This is a genomic window from Janthinobacterium paucivorans (assembly GCF_051380805.1).
Taxonomy (GTDB): domain Bacteria; phylum Pseudomonadota; class Gammaproteobacteria; order Burkholderiales; family Burkholderiaceae_D; genus Janthinobacterium; species Janthinobacterium lividum_D.
This window is the reverse complement of the sequence record NZ_JBNYXR010000006.1, coordinates 266675-291498: the sequence shown is the minus strand read 5'-3', so window position 1 is coordinate 291498 and position 24824 is coordinate 266675. Positions and strand designations below refer to the sequence as shown.

The 24824-nt window shown below is 59.5% G+C and carries 18 protein-coding genes and 2 tRNA genes; 6 read left to right on the top strand and 14 right to left on the bottom strand.

Features of this window, described 5'->3' with window-relative positions; translation table 11 throughout:
- The first annotated feature begins 13 nt into the window (after positions 1-13).
- Complete coding sequence (locus tag ACQ4V8_RS10395) at positions 14-151, top strand: carbohydrate porin (protein ID WP_258001197.1); 138 nt, start codon at positions 14-16, stop codon at positions 149-151.
- A gap of 75 nt (positions 152-226) precedes the next feature.
- On the opposite strand, the gene ACQ4V8_RS10390 is transcribed toward ACQ4V8_RS10395, so the two are convergent.
- Together ACQ4V8_RS10390 and ACQ4V8_RS10385 are read right to left on the bottom strand one after the other, a co-directional pair.
- Positions 227-2593, bottom strand: coding sequence for a chitinase C-terminal domain-containing protein (locus ACQ4V8_RS10390; protein ID WP_436571408.1), 2367 nt, complete (start codon positions 2591-2593; stop codon positions 227-229).
- Between the two features lie 111 nt (positions 2594-2704).
- Positions 2705-4165 (bottom strand): glycoside hydrolase family 19 protein, encoded by a 1461-nt coding sequence (locus ACQ4V8_RS10385; protein ID WP_436571407.1) that lies wholly within the window; start codon positions 4163-4165, stop codon positions 2705-2707.
- Between ACQ4V8_RS10385 and ACQ4V8_RS10380 the strand changes: the two genes are divergently transcribed.
- Complete coding sequence (locus ACQ4V8_RS10380) at positions 4164-4523, top strand: hypothetical protein (RefSeq protein WP_436571406.1); 360 nt, start codon at positions 4164-4166, stop codon at positions 4521-4523. The genes ACQ4V8_RS10385 and ACQ4V8_RS10380 overlap by 2 nt on opposite strands.
- Before the next feature lie 359 nt (positions 4524-4882).
- Here ACQ4V8_RS10380 and ACQ4V8_RS10375 read toward each other — a convergent pair whose 3' ends face one another.
- From ACQ4V8_RS10375 to ACQ4V8_RS10365, 3 genes are all read right to left on the bottom strand, one after another.
- Positions 4883-6547 (bottom strand): ShlB/FhaC/HecB family hemolysin secretion/activation protein, encoded by a 1665-nt coding sequence (locus ACQ4V8_RS10375; RefSeq protein ID WP_436571405.1) that lies wholly within the window; start codon positions 6545-6547, stop codon positions 4883-4885.
- A 29-nt stretch (positions 6548-6576) separates the two neighbouring features.
- On the bottom strand, positions 6577-10206 hold the full coding sequence (locus ACQ4V8_RS10370; RefSeq protein WP_436571404.1) for an MBG domain-containing protein: 3630 nt from the start codon (positions 10204-10206) through the stop codon (positions 6577-6579).
- Between the two features lie 575 nt (positions 10207-10781).
- Positions 10782-11651, bottom strand: a complete 870-nt coding sequence (locus ACQ4V8_RS10365) for an NAD(P)-dependent oxidoreductase (RefSeq protein WP_436571403.1) — start codon at positions 11649-11651, stop codon at positions 10782-10784.
- 260 nt (positions 11652-11911) lie between these two features.
- On the opposite strand from ACQ4V8_RS10365, the gene ACQ4V8_RS10360 reads away from it, so the two are divergent.
- A complete protein-coding gene (locus ACQ4V8_RS10360) occupies positions 11912-12571 on the top strand; it encodes an FxDxF family PEP-CTERM protein (protein WP_436571402.1) in 660 nt (219 codons plus the stop codon).
- Positions 12572-12796: 225 nt separating this feature from the next.
- Here ACQ4V8_RS10360 and ACQ4V8_RS10355 read toward each other — a convergent pair.
- The 7 genes from ACQ4V8_RS10355 to ACQ4V8_RS10325 all read right to left on the bottom strand — a co-directional run bounded on the left by ACQ4V8_RS10355 (position 12797) and on the right by ACQ4V8_RS10325 (position 19993).
- Positions 12797-12886, bottom strand: a tRNA-Ser gene (locus ACQ4V8_RS10355).
- A 371-nt stretch (positions 12887-13257) separates the two neighbouring features.
- A tRNA-Ser gene (locus ACQ4V8_RS10350) sits at positions 13258-13347 on the bottom strand.
- 111 nt (positions 13348-13458) lie between these two features.
- Positions 13459-14748 (bottom strand): serine--tRNA ligase, encoded by a 1290-nt coding sequence (gene serS / locus ACQ4V8_RS10345; RefSeq protein ID WP_196856434.1) that lies wholly within the window; start codon positions 14746-14748, stop codon positions 13459-13461.
- Positions 14749-14894: 146 nt separating this feature from the next.
- Positions 14895-15098: a hypothetical protein gene (locus ACQ4V8_RS10340; protein ID WP_010396568.1), complete on the bottom strand. Its 204-nt coding sequence runs from the start codon at positions 15096-15098 to the stop codon at positions 14895-14897.
- A gap of 480 nt (positions 15099-15578) precedes the next feature.
- A complete protein-coding gene (locus tag ACQ4V8_RS10335; RefSeq protein WP_196856478.1) occupies positions 15579-16898 on the bottom strand; it encodes a replication-associated recombination protein A in 1320 nt (439 codons plus the stop codon).
- 69 nt (positions 16899-16967) lie between these two features.
- Positions 16968-17627 carry an outer membrane lipoprotein chaperone LolA gene (gene lolA / locus ACQ4V8_RS10330; protein WP_070345414.1) on the bottom strand — a complete coding sequence of 220 codons (660 nt, stop codon included), beginning with the start codon at positions 17625-17627 and terminating at the stop codon, positions 16968-16970.
- Positions 17628-17632: 5 nt separating this feature from the next.
- Entirely contained in the window at positions 17633-19993 is a 2361-nt protein-coding gene (locus ACQ4V8_RS10325) for a DNA translocase FtsK (protein WP_070345415.1), read from the bottom strand.
- Between the two features lie 215 nt (positions 19994-20208).
- On the opposite strand from ACQ4V8_RS10325, the gene trxB reads away from it, so the two are divergent.
- The 3 genes from trxB to ACQ4V8_RS10310 all read left to right on the top strand — a co-directional run bounded on the left by trxB (position 20209) and on the right by ACQ4V8_RS10310 (position 22605).
- Positions 20209-21162 carry a thioredoxin-disulfide reductase gene (trxB, locus tag ACQ4V8_RS10320; protein ID WP_010396559.1) on the top strand — a complete coding sequence of 318 codons (954 nt, stop codon included), beginning with the start codon at positions 20209-20211 and terminating at the stop codon, positions 21160-21162.
- A 7-nt stretch (positions 21163-21169) separates the two neighbouring features.
- A complete protein-coding gene (locus ACQ4V8_RS10315; RefSeq protein WP_010396557.1) occupies positions 21170-21841 on the top strand; it encodes a Smr/MutS family protein in 672 nt (223 codons plus the stop codon).
- A gap of 134 nt (positions 21842-21975) precedes the next feature.
- On the top strand, positions 21976-22605 hold the full coding sequence (locus ACQ4V8_RS10310; protein ID WP_010396555.1) for a trimeric intracellular cation channel family protein: 630 nt from the start codon (positions 21976-21978) through the stop codon (positions 22603-22605).
- Positions 22606-22760: 155 nt separating this feature from the next.
- On the opposite strand, the gene ACQ4V8_RS10305 is transcribed toward ACQ4V8_RS10310, so the two are convergent.
- Both ACQ4V8_RS10305 and ACQ4V8_RS10300 read right to left on the bottom strand, forming a co-directional pair.
- Complete coding sequence (locus ACQ4V8_RS10305; protein WP_010396553.1) at positions 22761-23099, bottom strand: P-II family nitrogen regulator; 339 nt, start codon at positions 23097-23099, stop codon at positions 22761-22763.
- A 41-nt stretch (positions 23100-23140) separates the two neighbouring features.
- Positions 23141-24757: an NAD+ synthase gene (locus ACQ4V8_RS10300; protein ID WP_010396552.1), complete on the bottom strand. Its 1617-nt coding sequence runs from the start codon at positions 24755-24757 to the stop codon at positions 23141-23143.
- Positions 24758-24824 lie beyond the last annotated feature (67 nt).

Sequence of the window (24824 nt, the reverse complement as noted above, 5' to 3'; positions counted from 1 at the left end):
GTCGCGTCCTGAACTGCGCGCTTTCGTCACGTACGGCAAATGGAACGATGCCGCTACCGCTTCGGTCAACGCGTCGAACAATGGCGGCCCGATCTACAACAACAATACCAGCGGCACCTCGTACGGCTTCCAAGTGGAAACCTGGTTCTAAGCCTGCTTGACGGCAGCAACGAAAAGGGGCGGAACCGCAGTTCCGCCCTTTCTTGTATGCACTAGCGGCGCGCCCTTACGGCAAGGCCACCGGCAATTCCGGATACTCCTGGGTTAATGCATACTTGCTGCCGCCCACGGTGAGCGTGTAGTTGGCCGGCCCCGAGATCGGCAAGCGGTAGTTCAGGGTCAGCGCCACGGAACCGCCCGGCGCCAGCGATTGCCAGGCGGGAAGCGTAAAGCGGGCCCGATTGTAGTTCTTCGTGAAGCCGCCGATATTGTTCGGCCCCGTATAACCGGCATTGATCACCGTCAACCCGAAGCCCGACTGGTCGCTCATGTCCGATGGTGCCGAGACCGGATAGTCAAATTCCACCACGGTGCCGCCCGGCAAGGTCGATGCCGTATTATTCTTTAGCGTCATCACCGGGTTGATGGGGAAGTTGCTGTCGCCCAGCTTCCAGCCACCGAGGCTGATGCTGACATTGGCCGTCGTGCCCGGCATGGCGATTTCAGCGCGCTTATTGCCATACACGCCAGCCGTGCGGAAAGCCTGGTACAGCACGTCCGTCAGGGTGGTACCCATGAAATACTCGCCCTTGCCGCCGTTGCGCGTGGCATCCCAGGCATAGTCGCCCGCCATTTCCCAGATCATCACGCCGCCGATATTGTTGTTGACGATGTACTGGGCCTTGGCCGCGATCGATTGCGTGGTTTCCGTGGAAATAAACACTTTCTTGGTCGCATTCCACAGCCACGGCGCCACCATGGTGCTGCTGTAGTACGGCACATAGCTGCCTACCAGCGCCTTATCAGTGACTTTATAGGCATCGAGGTAGCTGGGCACTATGCCGTTCTGCAAGTTCAGCGCATGCCAGATGGGGTTGCCGCCACCGGGCGTGGGTTTGCCTTGCGAGTCGAGGTCGTACCAGACGTTGTCGATGCCGGTAGCGCCCATGCCGCAGGTTTTCACGCCCGCGCAGGTGACGGTGGAGTTGGTCAGCGCCGTCGTGCCCCACAGACCGTTGGTGCCGCCCGTCACATCCTTCCAGCCCCGCGTATAGAAGGGCACGCCGATATTGATGCGTCCCGCTTGCATGGCGCCACGGTAATAGCGGTACGCCCAGTCCGTGTTCAGGTAGCCGATATTCTGGTATTGGTAAGCGTTGCCGGCCCGCAACTCGCCATCATTGCCATCGTCAAACAGCGCCGCATTCGGTCCCACATACTGGTTCCACGCGCCGTGCAAGTCGTAGGTCATCAAGCTGGCGTAATCGAGATATTTCAGTCCCGACATGTTTTCCTCGCCGCGCAAGACCCAGCCCGAGGCAGAACCGGCAATAGTCAGCAGATAGTATTTATTGTCCTGCACGGCCGCTTCGTCTAGCTTCTGGCGCAACACTTTGAGCAGCACGTTGTAGCTCGTCATCAGGCCCGCCAGGCGCGGCTTCGAGGCGGCGAAGTCATTCGGATTGCCCGCTTCATTATTCGTCGTCGGGTGTTCGTAATCGACATCGACGCCATCGAAGAAGTTGTACTGGCGCACGAAAGCCACCATGGAATCGGCCAAGGTGTTGATGCCGGCCGTGTTAATGCTGCCGTCCGCATTCGTCGTGGCCGTATAAAAGCCGCCGCTACCGGCCCAGCCGCCCACAGAAATCATCAGTTTCACGCCGGGATACTTCTTCTTGTATTGCGCCAGCAAGTTGAAATGGCCTTGGTACGGCAAGGACAGGTCCATGGCTGCGGCTGGCACATTGGGCCACGTGAGGGCCGTATCGGGATTGGCCGCGCCGCTGCCGATGGCGATTTTCGAGGTGGCCGGATCAACGGAAGCAAACGCATAATTGAGGTGGGTGATCTTATCCCACGGCAAGTTATTCACCAGATACGTCGGGCTGCCATCGACGCCCGTGCGCCAGCTGGCAAAATAGCCGACGATGCGCCGCTTCAAGCCATTGCCGAGTACTTCGCGGCCGTTCGCGTCATATACCTTGCAGTACGGCACATTTGGCACGGCCGAAATCAAGCCGTCGGGACGGCAAGCCGTAGGCGTAGGCGTCGGTGTCGGTGTCGGTGTTGGTGTCGGTGTTGGTGTCGGTGTTGGTGTTGGTGTCGGTGTTGGCGTTGGTGTCGGTGTTGGTGTTGGTGTTGGTGTTGGTGTCGGCGTTGGTGTCGGCGTTGGGGTATCCGTTACGGCCCACGCGCCCCACTGATTGGTAGCGCTGGGAACATTGCCCTGCGTCCACCACTTGGCCTTGTAGGTGACGCCCTGGTAAAGCACGCACTGGCCGCCCGTGTAGACGGTGGCGGCATCCCAGACGGCGCACGTTTCCATGGCGGCCAGCAAGGTGTTTGGCGTGGCCGTCGTGCCTTCCTGGCCACCGCCGCAAGCGACAAGCACGCCGCTGAGCAAGGCCATCAATAATGCATTCGATTTCATAGGGTATGGGTCTCCGTTATGGTGGTACAGGTTGTACGTTGTGAGCTGTTGCAGGCCCCTTGAGGGGCTCTTGTCAACTGTGATCCCTGGCTGGCTTTCTTGCGCTTGCTGTTACTGCAACTTCACATTCCAGTTCGCTTCCACGCATTTCACGTAGTTCCCGGCCAGCAAGGCACTGTAGGGCGTTTGATAGCTGACCAACTGGCATTGATTGTCGCCACCCGCGCTCCAGTTCTTTTCCCAATAGATGTTGTAGGAAGCGGAACTGGCCGGGGTAAAGCGTTGCATATTGGCGCACGACAATTGTTCGCGGGAATAATCCCAGCCCATGTCGGTGGCAAATTGCTTGTAGTAATCGATGCGGTTTTGTGCGGCCTGCTTTTCCGTACCCTGCCCGCACTCGGCATTGATGATCATGATGGTGGTGGCAAAGTTATTGCCGGCACCGGCCGCCGTATCGGCCGCATTCGGCACCCACGTGCCGTCGAGCACATGCAGCATCGACGGTTTCGGTGGCTGCGGATAGACAAAGAAGAACGTGGCCGAGGCCAGGTTCAGCCAGGTCGAGGCCACCAGGTCCGGATTTTTCAGCAGCACGGATTGATCGCCGTCATGCATGGCTTGCGAAAACGGACCGTAATTGTAGTTGTAGGACAGCTGCTTGGCACCGCGGCCAAAATATTTCTTAAAGCTGCCGTCGGCATTCTTGCCACAGGTCCACACCTTGTTGAAGACGGGGTCGGCGCATTCGATGTTGTAACCGCAGCCCACACCCGTCTCGTCGCAGCCCAGTTCGCGCAAATACTTCAAGCCCTGGCGCCATTGCGGCAAGGGGCTGTTGGCATTATGGTCGCCCGTTTCCTGCCCGAAATGGGCAAACATGGTGGCCAGACTGTGACGGCAGATGGCGTCCGCATTGCGCCCGTCGCTGTAGTCGTCGCACACGGCAGGGAACTTAGCCACGGCTTGCAAGAAGCGCTGGTAGGTGTAGCTGACGTCGCGCGCGGCAAAATAGTAGTCCCACTTCGCCGCCGGCAGCAGGCGTTCGACGCGCTTGACGTTGAGCGGATTAGTGGCCAGGCCAGGCTGAACGGCTTCGACGGCCGTATTGCCCAACGTACGGATCGAGGCCTTGACCTTGCGGAAAAAGTCATTATTCGTCAGCGCTGCCTCGTTGGCCTCGGCCTGGGCCTTGGTGGGCACGCCTGGTGTCGGTGTCGGGGTCGGGGTCGGGGTCGGGGTTGGGGTTGGGGTTGGGGTTGGGGTTGGGGTTGGGGTTGGGGTTGGGGTCGGGGTCGGGGTTGGGGTTGGGGTTGGTGTTGGCGTACTGGTATCGAGGCTCCACGGCCCCCACTGATCGTTGCCCGGTGCCGTGCCCTGCACCCACCATTTGGCGCGGTAGACCTTGCCGTCGTACACGGCGCATTGCCCTGCCGTGTAGACGGTGCTGGTGCTCCAGGCCGTGCAACTGTCGCTGGCGGCGGTGGCAGCGAGCAGCGTCGATGGAGATGGGGGTTGGGTAGTGGAATTGCCGCCGCAAGCGAGCAGCGCGCTGCCCAGCAGGCCAGCCATGAATGGCGTCGCCAGCCGGCTTGATTGCCGTGTCTTCACATTGTCTCCTGAACGTTATACGAAAACTATCGAAGTAGCTTTTTATGTTGTACGTAAAGAAAGCCCAAAGCAGCATCGGCTTTCTGTACAGAGAATGCGACGTCGGAAATTGGTAGTCAAGTGGTTTTATATAACCGTATTTTTTCAATACCAGTCACGTCAGGCGGCCCCGCTACAGCGCGGCAGGCAACGAATGAGGGAAGTGGAAAATGCGGTGTTTGCAGCAACTGCCGGCAATACCGCGCCGACAACGCTGCGGCAAGTGGTATTAGCACTGCCCTACACGTTTTTAAGCGTTGCAGTATCAACACTTAAATAGATTTTCAAGGAAACGATACGATGTGCGTTCAAAAAATGAATTGACATCCGCCCCTCCGTCAACGAAGGCCATTCCTACGGCACTCAAACAAAAGCTGCTTGAGTCGCTTCGCTAGGAAGCTGCTTCATCGAGCGACCTGAATGCATCATCTCTCGACGGATAGCGAAGATGCGAGGCACTGTGGGCACCAGGGAAAAAGAGGGTTTTGAAAGAAAAAGCAATCTAAAACCAGTTTGGTTTTTTTGCAAGGCACACGCTCGAAGCGTGCGCCTTGCAATGTGCCACTTGCAAGCTAGGCCAGTAGGAAACGTCCGCCGCTGGCGTCAGCAGCGGGCGTATTCATCTAGCGGCATAGACGCTTAATAGCGGTACTCCAGGTTGATCCATACGCGTGGCCGCGGATCACTATTCGTTTCCGACATTGGCCGCCCTCCTGTATTGCGCCAAGCCAGGGCCACATCCGCGCTCCAGGCCTGCTGCTGGTAACGCAGACCCAAGCCACTGCCGCGCAGGCTGCGCCGGTTATCACTGGCCGCGACCGGATCGGCGTTGACCGTGATGCGCCCTGCATCCATGAAGGCATATGGCGTATAGGCGCCAGCGGCATAGCGCAGTTCCAGCTGTGCCAGGCCGCCCTCGTCGCCGGTGGCTTCGCCGGATGGATACGCGCGCACGCCACTGGCGCCGCCCAGGCTCAGCTTTTCGGACGAATCGAGGTTCTTGTTGGCCTGCTGCCAGCTCAAGTGGGCCATCAGGCTGAAACCGGCGGGCAAGGATTGCAGGCGCACCACATCGAGGTTGACCTTGCGAAAACGACCGTTGCTCTTGTAGTAATCAACGGCCGTCAAGCCCGCATCGAGTTTCAGCTTGCCTGGAGTCCAGCTCACGCTACCGTAGGTGATGCCATCGAACGCGTCGCGGTAATCGAATTGCAGTGCCACTGGCATGGACTGGCTGGACTTGCTTTCGTAAGTGGCGGTGCTATCGCGGTTATCGTGCAAATCCTTCGATTGATAGGTGGCGATCAAGGTCAGATTGGCTTTTTGCGAGCGTAAGATGGGATAGCTGAGGCCAGCGCTGGCAACCTTCGCGGTTCCATTCGCATGCAGGTTGGCGAATTCCTTCGCCAGCGCATAGCTGGTATGCGAGTAGCCAACGTTACCGCGCAAGCCGGACGCTCCCAAAGGCAGGCTGTAGCCAAGCGAGCCGAGCCATAAATCCTCCTCGCTCAACAGAGCACGCACGCTGAGCTGGTCGCCTAGCAGGAAGGGACTATTGATATCGACATTCGCACGCACGCGATTTTTCCCCGTGTAGCGGCTGCCGGCATTGTCCAGGCCGACATCACCGCTCACGCGTTTGTCGCGGGCAACCTGGACGATCAAATCGCCCGTCCCCGCTGCCGTTCCAGGACGCATGGCGGCGGCCGAAGTGATACCGGGCAAATCGTCCAGCAACAGGGCGGCCCGTTCCAGCGCTCCACTGGCGATCACGCTACCGGGACGCAAGCCATCGAGGAAGGCCGTCGCCTGCCGCACCAGAACGCCATCGTCGCCTTGCGCCTGCACCGCGCCATAACGCCCCTCGATGACGTCGATGCGCAAGTGGCCCTGTTCCAAGTCTTGCGGCGGCAGTATGGCGCGGGCGAACGGGTAGCCGCTAGCCTGGTAAACACCGGTGATGCGCTCGGCCAAGTCGCGCAAGCCGGCCAGATCGAACGTCTTGCCCGTGACATCGCCGAGCGCTGCACGCAGGGCTTCCTCGGCGACGACGGAATTTCCCGTCAGCGTGACCGAACGCAAGACCACGGACGCGCCTCCCGGCGCCAGGGCAGCGGAACCCAACGGCGCCTGAATCTTCAGTGACTGGCTTTCACGTGGCGGTGCAATCGGTGGCTGCAGACGCTGCAGGGTTTGCCCCGCATCAGGGGGAACTTGCGCCTGCGCGGCCGATGCAAAATGCCATAAAGCCAAACCCAGCGCCATGGCAACAGCGGTGTGTTGTGGATGTTGTTGTTTTTTCATAGTTTTTTTTGTATGTTGAATCAGTAACATCATTGCGCCACGCCTTCGGAGACCGGGACTGCGGGAGCAACGTTAATGCCGCCATTGATGACAAAGATGCGCGTAAAGCCTGACATGCCGCTGCCACCCGACGCTGGCAAAGCGGCCAGCAACGTATCTGGCGCAGTGCCTGTAGCCTCTGGCGCGGATCGCGCCGCCTCCACCCATGGCACCAAGGCCAGGCCACCGATCAGGCTGATGCCGCCATCGGGCACGCTGTTGGCACCAGGAACGGCAGACGCGATACCCGGCACGGCCAGGTCGATAGCCGAAGCAGTCGTGCCTGCCGCTACATCGTTGGTGCCGGTGGTGATTTGACGGCGCGCCAGGCGAATCGCGTTCTCCAATGCCGGATCGGCATCTATCGTCAAGTTGCCGTTTTGCGCCGTCACGACATAATTGCCATTGGCCAAGGCGGAAGCGTCGATCGTGTAACTACCGACGTTTTCACCAGCGGCGCGGCGCAGGACGCCGGCCAGGCTGTCGCCGGCGACCAATTCACCCTTCGTCACTTGATACGTGAGGCCAGGATCGACGTTGCCGTAGACCTTGCTCTTCGCATCGGCCGTCACCGTGATCGGGCGCGCGCCGATGCTCAAGACACCGTTTTGCGCCGTCACGACATAGTTTCCATTGGCCAAGGCGGAAGCGTCGATCGTGTAACTACCGACGTTTTCACCAGCGGCGCGGCGCAGGACGCCGGCCAGGCTGTCACCGGCGACCAATTCACCCTTGCTTACTTGATAAGTGAGGCCAGGATCGACGTTGCCGTAGACCTTGCTCTTCGCATCGGCCGTCACCGTGATCGGGCGCGCGTCGATGCTGGCGCTGATACCGCTGGTATTGAGCACATAATTGGCATTCGACAGGCTCAAGGTGCTGGAATCAAAGCTGCTATAACGGCCGGCATTGCGGCCGCTGACGCTGGCAGAACCCGTGACGGCAGGCGCGCTGTCGCCATTGACCAGGCCCGACAGGACGAAGCCGGCATTAAACGTGGTACTGCCATCGTAGGTTTTCGTTACGGCCACGTTCAGCGCACGAGGCGTCACCGTCCAGTAGACAGGGCCGCCCGGCGTCAAGGTATAGCCTGCCTTGCCCAGAACCAGGCCCGTATCATATTGAATTGTGTACACGCCGGCCGACGAAGTCGCCGTCGGCGCACCGAGCCAGGATACGCTTCCGCTCGCGCTGGCATCCGTGATCAGCAAGCCGCCACTGAGCGCGTCGTACAGCGCATAGTTAAAGACCGGCACGTCGCCATACACGCTGCTGCCTGGCGTCAAGCGTACGTACACCGGCTTGGACGCATTGCCGGCCGCGTTATCGACAGAAACGATAGCGTCGTTCAATTGCGCCACTGGGGCCGCCGCGTAATACACGGACAGGCCTCCGGACTGTCCAGGCGCCAGGTCGGCCGCGCGCAGAAACATGGCGTAACTGCCGTCAGTCTGGCCGGAAGTGACGGCGACGCCCCGCGGATCCTGATTGATGGCATTTGAAAAATTGCAGCAACGGGTATGGACGGTATCCACGCCAGCCGTGGTGGAGTAGAACAGGACGGCCGAACCGCTCGTGGTGCTGGAGGTTTCCGTCACCATCAGGGCGTTGGAAGCATTATTGCTACCAGCCAATGGAACAAATGCACCTGCTGTGATATTGCCCTTGATCTTATAGTTTCTATCCGACTCACCGATAAAGTCGTCGCCCGTTCCTAACCACATGCGCACATTCGTCAGCGCTGTACTGCTCAGATTGGTAAGCCGGCTATCCATGTTGACGAAAGCATCGCCAGCCTTCAAGGTATAGGTGTGCGTAATGCTGGCCGACTGGTTCAGGCTGCTGAAATTGAGCGTCCCCGTCGTCACGATCGATCCCATGCCTTCCTGGTAGCCGGCGATATTGAGTGAACGGTTGCTGAGCGCCGTGGCGTAGCTGCTCCCCGTCCCCATGCCATCGGGGCCGCCGGGCCTGCCGTCGGAGATCAGCACCTGTCCATCGTTATTCCAGGCATTGCTACCATTGCCGCCAGCGGCAACGGCAAATTCAAACGGGCGTTCCAGGGTCAGCTGAAACCAGCCGTCGCGACCCGCAGTGGTATTGTCGAAATAAAATGGCGTCTTCAACAGCCCATCGCTGGTGAACGAGTTTTCAACACCATCGCCAAAGCGTACTTTGCCATTGTCCAGCAGCAGATTATTTATGCGTCCAGCACTGCCTTTTTGCCAGGTAAATGCGCTGGCATTCGGGATGTTCACGGCGACGCCCGGCGAAACACGGTAGGCACTGCCAGCGCCATCGGCCGTCGCCTGGCCGTACTGGTAAGCCAGCGATGCCGTGCCGGTGGCGTTCAGATTCGCATTGATGTTGATGTTGCGTTCTGCCGTCAGCGTGAGCTTGTTGGCAGACCAGTTGATGGCATCATTCACGTGGATGTCGCCATTGCCGCCCGTCGTCCCCATGCTGGTAGTCATGATGGAGAAATTGTTGCTGGCCAAAGCATCCGCCACATCAGCGCCAGTCATGTTGCCGCCGCTGGCGGCCACCGTGAAGTCGTTCGGATCGATCAGCCAGGTGCCCGTCTTGCCGCGCGGAGCGGCCGTGGAGACACGCGCGGCGCCGATATCGACCCGGTTCGCACTCGTCTCGACAAAGCCGCCGTCACCGCCTTGCGGCGCGCTGGCATCGAGCACGCCGGCGACATGGACGCTCCCCTTGTGCATATCGCCCAGCAACACGATCTGGCCTTTTTCGCCGGTGGCCAGGGTATGCGCCTCGATCACGCCCGTATTGTTGATGACGCTGGAAGCGAGCTGGCCGGCCGCCTTCGCCGTAAGATAGACTTGGCCGCCATCGGCGCGGATGGCGCCGCCATTTTCGATCAGGGTGTCGATCGCGCCCTGTGTCACCTGCAGCCGGACCGGGCCGCCAAGATCAAGCGTGACCTCACTACCAGCACCGAGCAACACATTACCTGCATGGGCAGCGATGGTGCCGCTATTGCTGATCTTGGCCGAGATCAGGACCACATAACCGCCGTCCGCCGCGCGGATCGCGCCTTCATTGACGACGCTGCCGGCGCCATTACCGCTAAAGACGTGCTTGTTGCCGCCCAGGCTGGCATTGTCGACATCCAGGGTCGATGCGACGAGAGCGCCTACATTGACCTGCGCCGTACGGCCAAACAGGATGCCGTTCGGATTGATCAGATAGACCTGGCCGTTGGCATTGAGGCGCCCGAGTATCTGTGAGCCGTTGTGATCAAGAATGCGGTTGACCGCCAATGCACTGGCCGAGGGCTGGACGAAGTTGACGGTTTCCTTGCTGCCGACATTGAAGCTGGCCCAGTTCAAAGTAGCCTGCTGGCTGGTCTGCTGAATCGTCGTCGTCGTGCCAGACTGGCTGATGGTCGCCGTGCCGGCCACCACCTGGCCACCCGCCGGCCCGGCGCAAGCGGGGCCTCCCAGCGCCAATGCCGCCATGGCGGCAGCGGCGGCGGCCAACTTGCGGCGTGCGCCCTTGCCGCGCCCGCGCGACGTCTCGGCAACAGCAACCCAGGCGTTCAAAACGTGACTCCAGACGAGCCGATAAATGTGATTCAATGATCCATGACGATGCATGCAGTCTATCCTTGTTAATCTTTTGTATACGGAGTACCGACGCACCTTTGTAAGCGCGCCCATGGGTACCGGTGAGAAGGCGGGAACGACGATGTCAGCCGGCATGCGCCACGCGCGCTAACGGCTCTCCTCGCTTCCACTTACGTTGCTTTTTTGAACACAAATATGACAAAAAGCACCATAAATTCCTTAATGGCAATATAACAAAGATTCTGGATTTATAAGTGAGCAAACCTGAGCGATTCCCGACCAATTCAGTCGGGAATGTGCCGCAAAAAAACTGACCATGTCACCCTGCCCGGCACAAGTGCGCGCCGCCAAAACGATCCGCCATTGTTGCGCCACGTTGAAGCTTGTCTTGCTTGTAGATGAGGCCATCGTGCGACGGCAAGGATGCAAATTTGTCGGCGAGCGCGGCTCTCGCGTCAGCGCAGCCGCCAAGCTGTCATGAAAATCAAAACCGGAAACTGCGGTTTTTCACGCTTTTTCGCGCTTTTTCAAGACTTTTCACCCCGTATACGACGCGCGGCGCGGCCCTTGGCAGGGGCGCGCCGCGCGCGAGAGCTTGTGACGGCTTACTTCTTGCTGAGGCGAGTAATCAAGCTGGACGTGTCATAACGGTTGCCGCCCGCCTGCTGCACTTCGGCATAGAACTGGTCCGTCAATGTCGTCACGGGCAAGTCGCTGCCGTTGCGCTGGGCTTCGGCGAGGCAAATGCCCAGGTCTTTGCGCATCAGGTCGACAGCGAAACCGAAGTCGAACTTGCGTTCGATCATGGTCTTGCCCCGGTTTTCCAGTTGCCACGACTGCGCCGCGCCCTTGGAAATCACGTCCACCACCAGCGCCGCGTCGAGGCCGGCATTTTCCGCAAAGGCGATGCCTTCGCTGAGCGCCTGCACCAGCCCCGCGATGCAGATCTGGTTGACCATTTTCGTCAGTTGGCCCGAACCGGAGGCCCCCATATAGGTGACGGCGCGCGCGAACAGGGCGATGACGGGTTCGGCGCGCGCGTACGCTTCCACATCGCCACCCACCATCACGGTCAGCTTGCCGTTTTCCGCGCCCGCCTGGCCACCGGACACGGGGGCGTCGAGGAAGAAAACGCCCTGCTCTTTCGCCGCCGCGTGCAAGGTGCGCGCCGCTTCGTTTGATGCCGTCGTATGGTCGATCAGGATGCTGCCCGGCGCCATGGCGGACAGCAAGCCACCGTCTCCCAGGATGACTTGATACAGATCGTTATCGTTGCCGATGCACGTGAAGACGAACTCGGCGCCTGCAGCCGCGGCGGCCGGCGTGGCGGCGCTGCTGCCCTTGTGCTGCTCGAGCCAGGTGGCCGCGCGGGCCGGGTTGCGGTTGTGCACGGTGACGTCATGCCCGCCCGCCGCCAGGTGAGCTGCCATGGGGAAACCCATGACGCCCAAACCGATGAATGCCACTTTTGCCATATTGTCCGTCCTGTCGATGAATGAATCCGATTATTGTTGCACAAATGGCCTATGTCGGCAGCATGGCGCGGCCATATGGCCAACATAGCGCGCAAGCAGTGGCGATTGGGGAACATCGGCATTTCAACTATGCAAGATAGAAATTGTGGCAAACATTTTATGTTGCATTTTTTTCTAGCAAATATTATATTGAATTGGCATGAGAAATTTTAATGCACAGCGCCGCCTTCCTTTTCCCCATCCCTTTTAAGGAGCCAGTCTTGCAAACCACATTGTCCCGCCTGAAAATCATGAGCGCAGCCGTCCTGCTGCTCGCCGCCAGCGCTGCACAGGCCGACATCACGCTCTTTACCAGCCAGTCTGCCTATCTGGCAGCGGTCGGCAATACCGGTGTCGATACCTTTGATGATTTGCCGATCACGGCACTGGACAGCCCGCTGTACCGTAACGCTGGCAGCTACGCCTACACCGCCAGCAGCGTTGGCGCCTCGTCCATACTGTATGGTGCCGGTGCCGGCGCGGGCAATGACCACTGGCTGAGTACGGACAACCGTAACGACAGCGTGCTGTTCTCCAACTTTTCCGGTGCCGTGCGCGGCGTGGGGGGATTCTTTTTCGGGTCGAACTTGTTCGGTGAATATGCCGGCAGCCCAAGCATTACCCTGACCGCCCGCAATGCGCTGGGTGAACAGCTCACCTACAAGTTGACCTTGCCGACGCAGGCGTCATTTGTCGGCTTCTTATCGTCGGGCGCCTTCTCCGAGCTGAGCGTCAGCAGCGCCGGACAGATCGGTATCTGGCCAACCATCAATAATTTGACGGTGTCGGCCGTACCGGAGCCAGCCACTTACGGCATGCTGCTGGGCGGCCTGGGTTTGCTGGGCTGCATGGCGCGCCGCAGGCGCACCAGCCAGCGCTAGGCAGCTGGCAACTGGCAACTGGCAACTGGCAACTGGCAACTGGCAAGACTGAGGCTGGAGCAGTTTATTGCGGGGGGGCGCTGACAGTTACTGCTTGAATGGAGGAAAAAACGCCTTGCGCTGCGCGCTTTGGGCGGTTTTTCTACCTGCATTGATGCGCTGGTGATTTTCTGGCGTTGCGGGAATAAAAAAAAGCTCCCTTGCGGGAGCTCTTTTTATATATTCTGGCGGAGAGGGTGGGATTCGAACCCACGGTACGATTTAACGTACGCTTGATTTCGAGTCAAGTACATTCGACCACTCTGCCACCTCTCCGTTTACTGCGGTCTATTCGTTCAAACTGGCATGCCCGTTTGAACGAGGCGCTATTTTAGCATGGGCATTGTTCAGTTGGGTAGGGGGTTTGTTGCTAATCTTGCTGTTGAAAGGCGAAAACCATCGAGGCGATTTTTTGGAGGCGTCGCGGGGTGGGCTTATTACTACCAGTCAAAAACTGATTGGACGATTCGGGGACGTCGCCGGGTATGCCTAATACTGCCAGTCAAAAACCAATTGGACGATTCGGGGAGCCTCGCGCGAGTACGCGCTCGTCTTCGAATCCCACGCGTACGCCCCGCAGGGGGCGTACTCCTCTGCGCCGGCACAAATAAAAAAAGCTCCCTTGCGGGAGCTTTTTTTATTTGTTCTGGCGGAGAGGGTGGGATTCGAACCCACGGTACGATTTAACGTACGCTTGATTTCGAGTCAAGTACATTCGACCACTCTGCCACCTCTCCATTTACTGCGGTCTTTTCCCGCATTGCTGCGAGAAGGCAAGATTATAGCAGCCGCTCGAAAAAATGGAAGGACTATTTTACGCCTTCCATGGCGGCCCCTACCGGGCTCTTTTACGCCGTCAAATGCGTCAAGCCACCCATGTAAGGACGCAGCACTGGCGGGATCTCGACGCTGCCATCGGCTTGCTGGTAGTTTTCCAACACGGCGACCAGGGTGCGGCCCACTGCCAGGCCGGAGCCGTTCAGGGTGTGCGCCAGTTCAGGCTTGCCGGCCGCGTTGCGGAAACGCGCTTGCATGCGACGGGCCTGGAAGGCTTCCGTGTTCGACAGGGAAGAGATTTCGCGGTAGGTGTTTTGCGCCGGCAGCCACACTTCCAGGTCGAAAGTTTTGCTGGCCGTAAAGCCCATGTCGCCCGTGCACAGCGACATCACGCGGTAAGGCAGGCCCAGGCGTTGCAGAATCGTTTCCGCATGGCCGACCATTTCATCGAGCACTTGGTACGAGGTATCCGGGTGCACAACTTGCACCATTTCCACCTTGTCGAACTGGTGCTGGCGGATCATGCCGCGCGTGTCGCGACCGTAGCTGCCCGCTTCCGAACGGAAGCATGGCGTGTGGGCCGTCATTTTCAGGGGCAGCTGATCGAGCGCAAGGATTTCATCGCGCGCGATGTTGGTCAGCGACACTTCCGAGGTCGGGATCAGGTAGAAGGTCTCGCCCTCGCCTTCCACGCCGCCCTTTTTGACCGAAAACAGATCGGCTTCGAATTTCGGCAACTGGCCCGTGCCGCGCAGCGAATCGGCGTTGACCATGTAGGGGGTATAGCATTCCGTGTAGCCATGCTCGTCCACGTGCGTGTTGAGCATGAATTGCGCCAGCGCGCGATGCAAACGGGCGATGCCACCCTTCATGACAGAGAAGCGCGAACCGGTCAGCTTGGTCGCCACTTCGAAATCGAGGCCCAGCGGAGCACCCACGTCGACGTGATCCTTGACCTCGAAATCGAAACTGCGCGGCGTGCCCACCTTGCGCACTTCCACGTTGCCCGACTCGTCAGTGCCTAGTGGCGCCGACTCATGCGGCAAATTCGGCACGGCCATGATGAAATCGCTGAGTTTGGCTTGCACCAGGGCCAGCGCCGCTTCATCGGCTTTCAATTCATCGCCCAGGCCAGCCACTTGCGCCATCACGGCCGAGGTATCTTCCCCCTTGCCTTTCAACATGCCGATTTGCTTGGACAGCGCGTTGCGCTTGCCCTGCAGCTCTTCGGTGCGCGTCTGGATCGCCTTGCGTTCGGCTTCGAGGGCATTGAAACCTGCCACGTCGAGCTGGAATTTGCGCGTCGCCAGGCGGGCGGCAACAGTGGCGATGTCTTTACGGAGAAGTTGGATATCTATCATGGGTGGATGGCGGTGCCGATGTATCGAAAGCACCCATTGTACCAAGACCCGTTCAGTTCTTTATGAGTTTTGCGCAGCGCCAAGCATCATCATGGTAGCCTGGCTGGACACTCGCACCGCTTTATCGCAGGTGCTCAGGCGGCGGATCAAATAAACGCAGCTTTTTCGGCAGCGCTCAAGCGGCGGGCGCTGACGCTGACGACGGGCATCGCGCTGTCGGCAGCCTGGGCAATCACGGTGTTGCTGGCACTCACTTCCAGGGGATGCGCGCCGGCAGTGGCAAAGCTGGCGCCGATGGCGATCATGGCGGCGGCGACAAAGGTGATTTCCATGTTTTTCAGTGCGTGCATGATGTGACTCCTGGTTAGTTTGCGTCGTTGACTGCTGCTGGTATGGTGGTACTTTAGCCAACTGCCACAAACAAGGCCACCGACTTGCGACCAGCGGCCAAAAACAGGGAGCGAACGGTAAAAAACGGGGCTTGAAGCGTAATGCCGTTCAGTTAGTGTGTTAGTGATGCTATTTTTAGCCCAAGAACTAGGACAGGGGTCGGACCCTGAGGGTCCGACCCCAGCTCTTTGCCTCTGGGGTTAGCGAATTTACTGGCGCTCATAAATCACGCCAAAACCCTTAACTGAACGGCATTAGGGCTTGAAGCGCGCAGTGACAAGGCATCCTTGACGAGCTGCCCTCAACGGCTGATCGCCTGCCCGATGCGGGCGCTGCCGGCATCATCGGCAGCACTTTCTGACAACGTCGGCACGGGCAAGTCTCGCTGCGCCTGGCACACTGGCAGGCTGGCGCCAGCGCCCTGCGCTGGGACTCTAGTCTCAGCCCTTGCCGGCTACTTTCCCTGCTTTCCTGTCGAGCTCGCGCAGCCATGCCAATTTATCGGCAATCTTGCTTTCCAAGCCACGCGGCACGGGCTGGTACCAGCCAGGTTCAGCCATGCCGTCCGGGAAGTAGGTTTCGCCGGCCGCATACGCGTCAGGCTCGTCGTGCGCATAGCGGTAGGCGTGGCCGTAGCCGAGTTCCTTCATCAATTTGGTCGGCGCGTTGCGCAGGTGCACCGGCACTTCCTTTGATTTATCTTTCTTCACAAACGCCATGGCCGTGTTGAAAGCGTTGTAGCCGGCATTGCTTTTTGCGGCAATCGCAAGGTAGATTACCGCCTGGCCCAGCGCCAGCTCGCCTTCGGGCGAGCCCAGGCGTTCATACGTCGCGGCCGCGTCATTGGCCATGGTCAAGGCGCGCGGATCGGCCAGGCCGATATCTTCCCAAGCCATGCGCACGATGCGGCGCGATAAATAGCGGGGGTCGGCGCCGCCATCAATCATGCGGCAAAACCAGTACAGAGCGGCGTCCGGGTTCGATCCCCGCACGGATTTATGCAAAGCGGAAATCTGGTCATAGAAGTTGTCGCCGCCCTTGTCGAAGCGGCGCGAATTGAGGGTCAGCGCATTGTCGACAAAGGCTGCGTCGATATTCGTCGTGCCCGTCGAGCTGGCGGCCGTCTCGGCCTGTTCCAGCAAATTCAGAAAGCGGCGCGCATCGCCATCGGCGTAGCCGATCAGGGTGTCGGCGGCCGCCTCGTCGAAGCGCAAGTGGGTCAGCGCCGTGCTTTGCGCCTTGGCCAGCAAGAGCTTCATCTCGTCTTCGTTGAGCGATTTCAAGACATACACTTGCGCGCGCGACAGCAACGCCGAGTTAACTTCGAAACTGGGGTTTTCCGTCGTCGCACCAATAAACGTCACCAGGCCCGACTCGACGAAAGGCAACAAGGCGTCCTGCTGCGACTTGTTGAAGCGGTGTATCTCGTCGACAAACAATAGCGTGTGCTTGCCGAACTGGTCCAGGCTGTGACGCGCCTGATCCATGGCTGCGCGAATATCTTTCACGCCTGCAAACACGGCCGACAGGGCGATGAATTCGCTGTCGAAGGCATTCGCCATCAGGCGCGCCAACGTCGTCTTGCCCACGCCGGGCGGCCCCCATAAAATCATCGAATGGGCCTTGCCGGCCTCGAATGCCAGGCGCAGCGGCTTGCCGACACCCAGCAGATGCGTCTGGCCGATCACTTCGTTGAGGGTACTTGGGCGCAAGGCTTCGGCCAGCGGCTGGCGCGGTGCGGTGGAAAAGAGATCCGCCATCATATTTACCGGGTAAGAATGCAAAGGCCTCGCGTGGTGCGAGGCCGGTCAATAACAGTATGCGAAAAATTAATTATTAATCACATCCGCCCCTTTGGGCATGACAAATTTAAAGTGATTGGCAGATAGCGCCGGATTCTTTTGGAAATTCTTGAACGCCAGCACCGAGGTCTGGCCGAACGAGTCGCGCAACTCCATCGCTTCGGGCACGCCGTTGCGCAAGCCGATCGTGATTTCGTCAAACGTCGTGTCCTTGGCTTTCGGCGTGGCTTTCAGCCACTCCAGGCCATCGCGCGTACCCGCTTCGGCCAGGGTAAAATTCTTTTCCAGATCGTTACTGCCAAACAAGATCGCCGCTGGCGAGGAACCGAGCGCGTCGCCCAGTTTCTTGACCGTCACCTGGCTCAAATCCTTGTCATAGATATACAACTTGTCGCCGTCGGCTTGCAGCAACTGCTCGTAGGGTTTCAGATAGGTCCAGATGAACTTGCCGGGACGGGCGAATTCAAACGTGCCACTGGCCGGCGTCGATACCTTGGCCTTGCCGCTGGCGTCCGCCTTCTTGACTTGCCGCTGCACGAACTCGCCCTTGGCCGACTTGGTACCGGCCGCAAAGCTCTTGAATTGTTCCAAGGCACTGGCCGAGGCGCTGGCCGCGAACAGCAGGCTGCAGGCGATGCCTGCCGCGCCCACGACGATTTTTGCCACGACACTATATTGTTGCTTCATTCTTTTTATCCTTGTTCGCTACTTGCCACCGGCACCAGGATTTCCCGGTTGCCATTGGATTGCATGGTTGATACTACCCCGCTCTGTTCCATCTGCTCGAGCAAACGGGCGGCGCGGTTGTAGCCGATGCGCAAATGACGCTGCACCAGCGAAATCGAGGCGCGGCGGTTTTTCAACACCACCGCTACCGCCTGGTCATACAGGGCATCGGCCTCGCCACCGCCCTCGCCCGGCGCGCCGCCTTCGGCGCCGTCGCCTTCCAGGGTGCCGCCTTCGAGGATGCCCTCGATGTAATTCGGTTCGCCCTGCAGCTTCAGATAGCTGACGACTCTGTGCACTTCCTCATCGGAAACAAATGCACCGTGTACGCGCATCGGCAAGCCGGTGCCGGGCGGCATGTAGAGCATGTCGCCCATGCCGAGCAGTGCTTCCGCGCCCATCTGGTCGAGAATGGTGCGCGAGTCGATCTTCGACGACACCTGGAAAGCGATACGCGTGGGAATGTTCGCCTTGATCAGTCCCGTGATCACGTCGACAGATGGGCGCTGCGTGGCCAGGATCAAGTGCAAACCGGCGGCGCGCGCCTTTTGCGCGATACGCGCAATCAGTTCCTCGACTTTTTTGCCCACCACCATCATCAAATCAGCGAGCTCGTCGATGATGATGACGATGGTAGGCAGTTTATCGAGCGGCTCCGGCGAATCGGGCGTCAGGCTGAACGGATTCGGAATATGTTCTTCGCGCTTTTTCGCGTCGGCAATCTTCGCGTTGTAGCCGGCCAGATTACGCACGCCCATCTTGCTCATCAGCTTATAGCGGCGCTCCATCTCGTTGACGGCCCAGTTCAGCGCGTGGCCAGCCTGGCGCATGTCGGTAACCACGGGCGCCAGCAAGTGCGGAATGCCTTCGTAGACAGACATTTCCAGCATCTTCGGATCGATCAGGATCAGGCGCACGTCGAGCGGGTCAGCTTTGTACAGCAGCGACAAAATCGTCGCATTGATGCCCACGGACTTACCGGAACCGGTGGTGCCGGCCACCAGCAAGTGCGGCATCTTGGCAAGGTCGGCCACGACGGGCTTGCCAGCGATATCCTTGCCCAGCGCAATCGTCAGGCTCGACACGCCATCGTTGTAGACCTTGGAGCCGAGGATTTCCGTCAGGCGCACGATCTGGCGTTTGCTGTTCGGCAGTTCCAAGGCCATATAGTTCTTGCCGGGAATGGTTTCCACTACGCGGATCGAAGTGAGCGACAGCGAACGTGCCAAGTCGCGCGCCAAGCCCACGATCTGGCTGCCCTTCACGCCCGTGGCCGGCTCGATTTCGTAGCGCGTGACCACGGGGCCCGGGTAAGCGACCACCACCTTGGCATCCACGCCAAAATCGGACAATTTTTTTTCGATCAGACGGCTCGTGAATTCAAGGGTTTCCACAGAAACCGTTTCCACCACAGGTGGCGCTTCGTCCAGCAAGGACAGCGGCGGCAACTTGCCACCGCCCGCTCCCTCGAACAGATGAGCTTGACGCTCCCTTTCCACGCGCTCCGACTTCACCACCGTAACGACTTGCGGCTCGATCTTCACGGGCGGCGCGACCACATGCTTTTCCACGTGTTTGGCGCGCTCGATCACCACCACTTCGTCGCGGCGCACGGCCGCCACTTCGCCCTGGCGGCGGTCTTCGCGGTCCTGGTAGCGCAGGACAAACCAGTTCACGGTGTCTTCGATGGCGCCGCCGATGCGCTCGGCCACTTGCAGCCAAGACACATGAAAAAACAGGCTGAAACCTAGGCCAAACAGCAACAGCAACAGCAAGGTGGCGCCCGTGAAACCGAAGGCCACGTGGGACGAGTGTCCCACCAACTGGCCCAGCACGCCACCGGGCTCGCGCGGCAATTGCACGTGCAGGCTTTTCGCCATGCGCAGATATTCCAGGCCCATGCTGCCGATCAGCATGATGGAAAAGCCGACGATGCGGATCAGCATCTCGACATGGTGCTCGCGCTCGACCTCCTCCTCTTCGAGCAGGAAGCGCTTACTCAGGCGGCGATAGCCATGCCACACCGTGCGCAGCAGCCAGACGCACCACCACCAGGCGGAAAAACCAAAAATATACAGCAACAAATCGGAAAAAGTCGCCCCCAGCTTGCCGCCCAGGTTAGCTACCTTGTCGACCGAAGTCGCATGCGACCAACCCGGATCGAGCTTATTGAAGCTGGCCAGTATCAGCACGAAATACAGGGCAAACGCGGCCAGCGCGAACCAGCGCGCCTCGGACAGCAGCCGCACCAGCCGGTTCGGCAGGGGCCGGCGTTCGACCGGTTTGCGGGTGTAGCTATTTTGATTGGCCTGGGCTGGTTTAGTCATTCTGGGAAGCGCTGCAAGGTGATAAATGTTTCTGAAAGGGAATTTCCCATTATAAGCAAGTATTCTAAGCCATATATGCCCCTGACGGCCCCACGATTCGTCGCTACAGACGGCTTGGTCTATAATCAGCAATTGCTTGCGCGAGCGCAAAACACCCTTGTTCTTTGCGCGTATGCCCCCAATTCGGATAGACCCCACTCATAGAGAAGCCTCCCATGACCACTACCAAACACGCCCGCGTTTTGATCCTCGGCTCCGGCCCAGCTGGTTACAGCGCCGCCGTCTACGCCGCCCGCGCCAACCTGAACCCGATGCTGGTCACCGGCGTGGAACAAGGCGGCCAACTGATGACCACCACCGACGTGGAAAACTGGCCCGGCGACCCGATGGGCGTGCAAGGCCCGGACCTGATGCAGCGCTTGCTGCAGCACGCCGAACGTTTTAATACGGAAATCGTGTTTGACCACATCCACACCACCTTCCTGAACGAAAAACCGATCCGCCTGAAGGGCGACAGCCACGAATACACGTGCGACACGCTGATCATCGCCACGGGCGCCTCCGCGCAATACCTGGGCCTGCCGTCGGAAGCGCAATTCATGGGCAAGGGCGTGTCTGCCTGCGCCACCTGCGATGGCTTCTTTTACCGCAACCAGGAAGTGGCCGTCGTCGGCGGCGGCAACACGGCCGTCGAAGAAGCGCTGTACCTGTCGAACATCGCCAATAAAGTCACCCTGATCCACCGCCGCGACAAGTTCCGCGCCGAAGCGATCCTGATCGACCGCCTGAATGCCAAGGTTGCCGAAGGCAAGATCGTGTTGAAATATAACCACACCCTCGATGAAGTGACTGGCGACGAAGGCGGCGTGACGGGCCTGAACATCAAATCGACCATCGACGGCAAGGTCGAAGCGCTCTCCGTGCACGGCGTGTTCATCGCCATCGGTCACAAGCCGAACACCGGCATCTTCGAAGGCCAGCTGGAGATGCACAACGGCTACATCAAGACAAAAACCGGCCTGGAAGGCATGGCCACGGCCACCAGCGCAGCGGGCGTGTTTGCCGCCGGCGACGTACAAGACCACATTTACCGCCAGGCTATCACCAGCGCCGGCACGGGTTGCATGGCAGCACTCGACGCCCAGCGCTACCTGGAAGGCCAGGAGTAAGCGTCGCATGGCGTCGATGAAAGACTTTGCCGACCTGAAAGCGGTCAGCAAGCAGCTCAAGGAGCAGGCCGATGCGCGCGCGCAAGCCGCCGCTGAGCGCGCCCAGCAAGTCAAGGTGCAGGCCGTGGAGAGCAATCTGTTCAAGGCCAGCATCGGCGGCGTCAAGCGCCTGCCCGAGTCAGACCGCTACGTGCCCAAGCTGCCCAAGGCGGGTGCCATGGCCTCGCAGCCGGTGCGCAAGCTGACGCCGGAAGAGGACCATGCGGCCGTGCTGCGCGAATCGCTGTCGGACTTGTTCGAGGTCGACCATTACCTTGAAAACGATCCGGCGCTGAACTATGCCCGTGCCGGCGTGGGACCGGACGTGGTGAAGAAGATGCGCAAGGGCCACTGGCCCATCCAGGATGAGCTGGACTTGCACGGCTTGCGCCGCGACGAGGCGCGCGACGCCATCGGTGCCTTTTTGAACCAGGCGACGCGGCGCAAGCTGCGCTGTGTGCGCGTGATCCACGGCAAGGGTTTTGGCTCGAAAGGCCAGGAACCGGTCTTGAAATCGATGGTGCACAGCTGGCTCGTGCAAAAGGATGAAGTCATCGCCTTTTGCCAGGCGCGCCGCTCCGAAGGAGGCGATGGCGCGCTGGTCGTTTTGCTTTCCGCAGCGCTGCAGCCGATACGCTAGGATTGATAGCCAGAAATTGTAATTGAGCAACAAGTTATCCCAATTAAGTCCCATGCGCACGGCCCCGTTTGTCACCATTCGGGGCCGTGTCATGTTAACCTGTGATAATTATTTCCTGCCCACGTGCTCTGCCCATGATGCCACCCCAACTGCCGCCTGGCTCGCTGATCAAGATCATTGAGGTCATCGCCATCCTGGTGGGCGCGTTTTCCGGCTTCATCGAAGCGCGCCGCAAGCGCATGGACCTGGTCGGCGTGTTCGTCGTCGCGTTCATCACTGCGTTTGGCGGCGGCACCCTGCGCGACATCCTGCTCGACAAGCGGCCTTTGTTCTGGGTTTCGCACCAGGAATACGCGATTTTGATCTTTGTGCTGGCACTGACGGCAGCGCCACTGATCCAGCATTTGCGCCAGATCGTCTCGGAACGCCTGATCGTCATCGCCGACGCCATCGGCCTGGGCATGTTCGCCATCGCCGGCGTGGCCGAAGCCACGCGCGCCGGCATGCCACTCTTTATCGCCTCGATGATGGGCGTGATTACAGGGATTTTTGGCGGCGTGATGCGCGATATTGTCTGCAACGAAGTGCCGATGGTGTTTCGCGATGGCAAACCCTACGCCATCTGCGCGTTTTTCGGCTGCTGGGCCTATCTGCTGCAAATGCATTTCGGCGCCGAGCACGACTTCGCCCTGTGGACCAGTGCCAGCGGCATCACGGTGCTGCGCCTCATATGCTGGAAATTCGATATGCGGGTGGGGCGCTAAGCAAGCGCTGCTGCGCAATCGGGCAGCTTTGGTGGCTCAGCAGCGTCGGCTTACGCGCTGGCGCGCTAACCCGACCTACGGCATGACCCACATTGCTACACGTAGGTCGGAATAGGCTCGAAGAGCCGTCATCCGACAACATTGTTGGCTTGGATTTACACCGCGTCCGGACCCGTCTCGCCCGTACGGATGCGGATAACCTGCTCCACGTCGCGCACGAAAATCTTGCCGTCGCCAATCTTGCCCGTGCGGGCAGCCTTGATGATGGCGTCGACCACCAGCTCCGAGATGCTGTCGTCCACCACCACTTCGACTTTAACTTTCGGCAAGAAATCAACCACGTACTCGGCGCCACGGTACAGCTCGGTATGCCCCTTCTGGCGGCCGAAACCCTTCACTTCCGTCACGGTCAAGCCCGTCACGTTCACATCGGCCAGGGCCTCGCGTACTTCGTCGAGCTTGAATGGTTTGATGATGGCGGTAATCTGTTTCATGGCTACTCCTAAAAATTGTTGGATCGTGGACAGATGGCTGCTTATTCGTAGAACTTGGAAGTAATCGGGTAGCGCCAGTCGCGACCGAAGCCACGGTGTGTGACGCGGATGCCCACCGGCGACTGGCGCCGCTTGTATTCATTGATCTTGATCAGTCGCGTGACCCGGGCCACATCGGCTGGCGGGTAGCCAGCGTCGATAATGTCGGCGAGCGGGCGGTTTTCTTCCATGTACAGCTGCATGATGGCGTCGAGTACCTCATAGGGCGGCAAGGAATCCTGGTCCAGCTGGTCGGCGCGCAACTCGGCGGACGGTCCGCGCGTCAGGATGCGTTCGGGTATCACGTCCAGCACGCTGTTACGCCAGGCACACAGGCGGTACACCAGGGTCTTGGCGATATCCTTGAGCACGGCAAAGCCGCCCGCCATGTCGCCATACAGGGTGCAATAGCCAACTGCCATCTCGCTCTTGTTGCCCGTCGTCAGCACGATGCTGCCATGCTTGTTCGACAGCGCCATCAGCAAGGTGCCGCGGATGCGCGCCTGGATGTTTTCTTCCGTCGCGTCTTGCGCCAATCCCGCAAACTCGCCAGCGAGGGTGGCGCGGAAAGCATCGAAGGTAGGCTGGATCGGTATTTCATCGTAGCGCACATTGAGCCGTTTTACCATGTCGCGCGAATCGATCCACGAGATATCGGCCGTAAATTGCGATGGCATCATCACCGCGCGCACCTTGTCGGCGCCCAGCGCATCGACGGCGATGGCCAGGGTCAGGGCGGAATCAACACCGCCCGACATGCCGATCAGCACGCCCGGGAAGCCATTTTTGCCTACATAGTCGCGCACGCCCAGCACCAAGGCCTGGTACACCTGCGCCTCAATGCTCAACGGCGCGGCCAGCGCTTGCGGCACGGGCTTGGCGCCGTCGAATTGGACCAGTTGCAAGTCTTCCTCGAAATGGCGCAGCTGGGCGCAAATGGTACCGGCCGCATCCATGACAAAGGAATCGCCATCGAAAATGAGCTCATCCTGGCCACCGACCAGGTTGGCGTAGACCAGGGCCATGCCTTGCGCACTGACATTCTTGCGCATGGTTTCATAACGCAGATGCTGCTTGTTCATGTGGTACGGCGAGCCATTCGGCACCAGCAGTACTTGCGCGCCGGCCGAGCGGGCGCGCATCGGGGCATGCTCGAACCATGTGTCTTCGCAGATATTGATGCCGAAACGCACGCCCTTCACGCCAAACACAAACGCCTGGTCCGACGACGTGAAATAGCGTTTTTCATCGAAAACAGTCGTGTTCGGCAAGTCGTGCTTGCGGTAGGTGCCCAGCACTTCGCCGTTCAGCAGCACGCAGGCAGCATTGTGGCGCACGCCCTTCGCGTCTTGCAGGGGCAAGCCCACCACGACGTGCAAATCCTTGAACTGGGCGAGGTCGGCGGCCAGTCCGGCAAACGCTTCCTGTGTTTTTGCGTAGAATGCATTACGCAGCAACAGGTCCTCGGGCGGATAGCCAACGAGCGACAGTTCCGGCGTGAGCACGATATCGGCGCCCGCCTCAAATGCGCGGCGGGAAAGGTCGAAGATCTTGGCACGGTTACCGGCCAGATCGCCGACCGTACTATTCATTTGAGCAATTGCGACTTTGACTGTCATGATGGTGGAAATTTCGTTTTATTAATTTAATTAAACAAGAACAAGACAGGGGCGCACAGGCCGGTGA

Coding starts and splice junctions, on each gene's coding strand:
- ACQ4V8_RS10380 (WP_436571406.1), top strand. CDS start 4,164: ATGAATGGCGTCGCCAGCCGGCTTGATTGCCGTGTCTTCACATTGTCT.
- ACQ4V8_RS10305 (WP_010396553.1), bottom strand. CDS start 23,099: ATGAAACAGATTACCGCCATCATCAAACCATTCAAGCTCGACGAAGTA.
- ACQ4V8_RS10365 (WP_436571403.1), bottom strand. CDS start 11,651: ATGGCAAAAGTGGCATTCATCGGTTTGGGCGTCATGGGTTTCCCCATG.
- ACQ4V8_RS10385 (WP_436571407.1), bottom strand. CDS start 4,165: ATGGCTGGCCTGCTGGGCAGCGCGCTGCTCGCTTGCGGCGGCAATTCC.
- ACQ4V8_RS10340 (WP_010396568.1), bottom strand. CDS start 15,098: ATGCACGCACTGAAAAACATGGAAATCACCTTTGTCGCCGCCGCCATG.
- ACQ4V8_RS10310 (WP_010396555.1), top strand. CDS start 21,976: ATGATGCCACCCCAACTGCCGCCTGGCTCGCTGATCAAGATCATTGAG.
- ACQ4V8_RS10325 (WP_070345415.1), bottom strand. CDS start 19,993: ATGACTAAACCAGCCCAGGCCAATCAAAATAGCTACACCCGCAAACCG.
- ACQ4V8_RS10375 (WP_436571405.1), bottom strand. CDS start 6,547: ATGAAAAAACAACAACATCCACAACACACCGCTGTTGCCATGGCGCTG.
- lolA (WP_070345414.1), bottom strand. CDS start 17,627: ATGAAGCAACAATATAGTGTCGTGGCAAAAATCGTCGTGGGCGCGGCA.
- ACQ4V8_RS10335 (WP_196856478.1), bottom strand. CDS start 16,898: ATGGCGGATCTCTTTTCCACCGCACCGCGCCAGCCGCTGGCCGAAGCC.
- ACQ4V8_RS10390 (WP_436571408.1), bottom strand. CDS start 2,593: ATGAAATCGAATGCATTATTGATGGCCTTGCTCAGCGGCGTGCTTGTC.
- ACQ4V8_RS10370 (WP_436571404.1), bottom strand. CDS start 10,206: ATGCATCGTCATGGATCATTGAATCACATTTATCGGCTCGTCTGGAGT.
- serS (WP_196856434.1), bottom strand. CDS start 14,748: ATGATAGATATCCAACTTCTCCGTAAAGACATCGCCACTGTTGCCGCC.
- ACQ4V8_RS10300 (WP_010396552.1), bottom strand. CDS start 24,757: ATGACAGTCAAAGTCGCAATTGCTCAAATGAATAGTACGGTCGGCGAT.
- trxB (WP_010396559.1), top strand. CDS start 20,209: ATGACCACTACCAAACACGCCCGCGTTTTGATCCTCGGCTCCGGCCCA.
- ACQ4V8_RS10315 (WP_010396557.1), top strand. CDS start 21,170: ATGGCGTCGATGAAAGACTTTGCCGACCTGAAAGCGGTCAGCAAGCAG.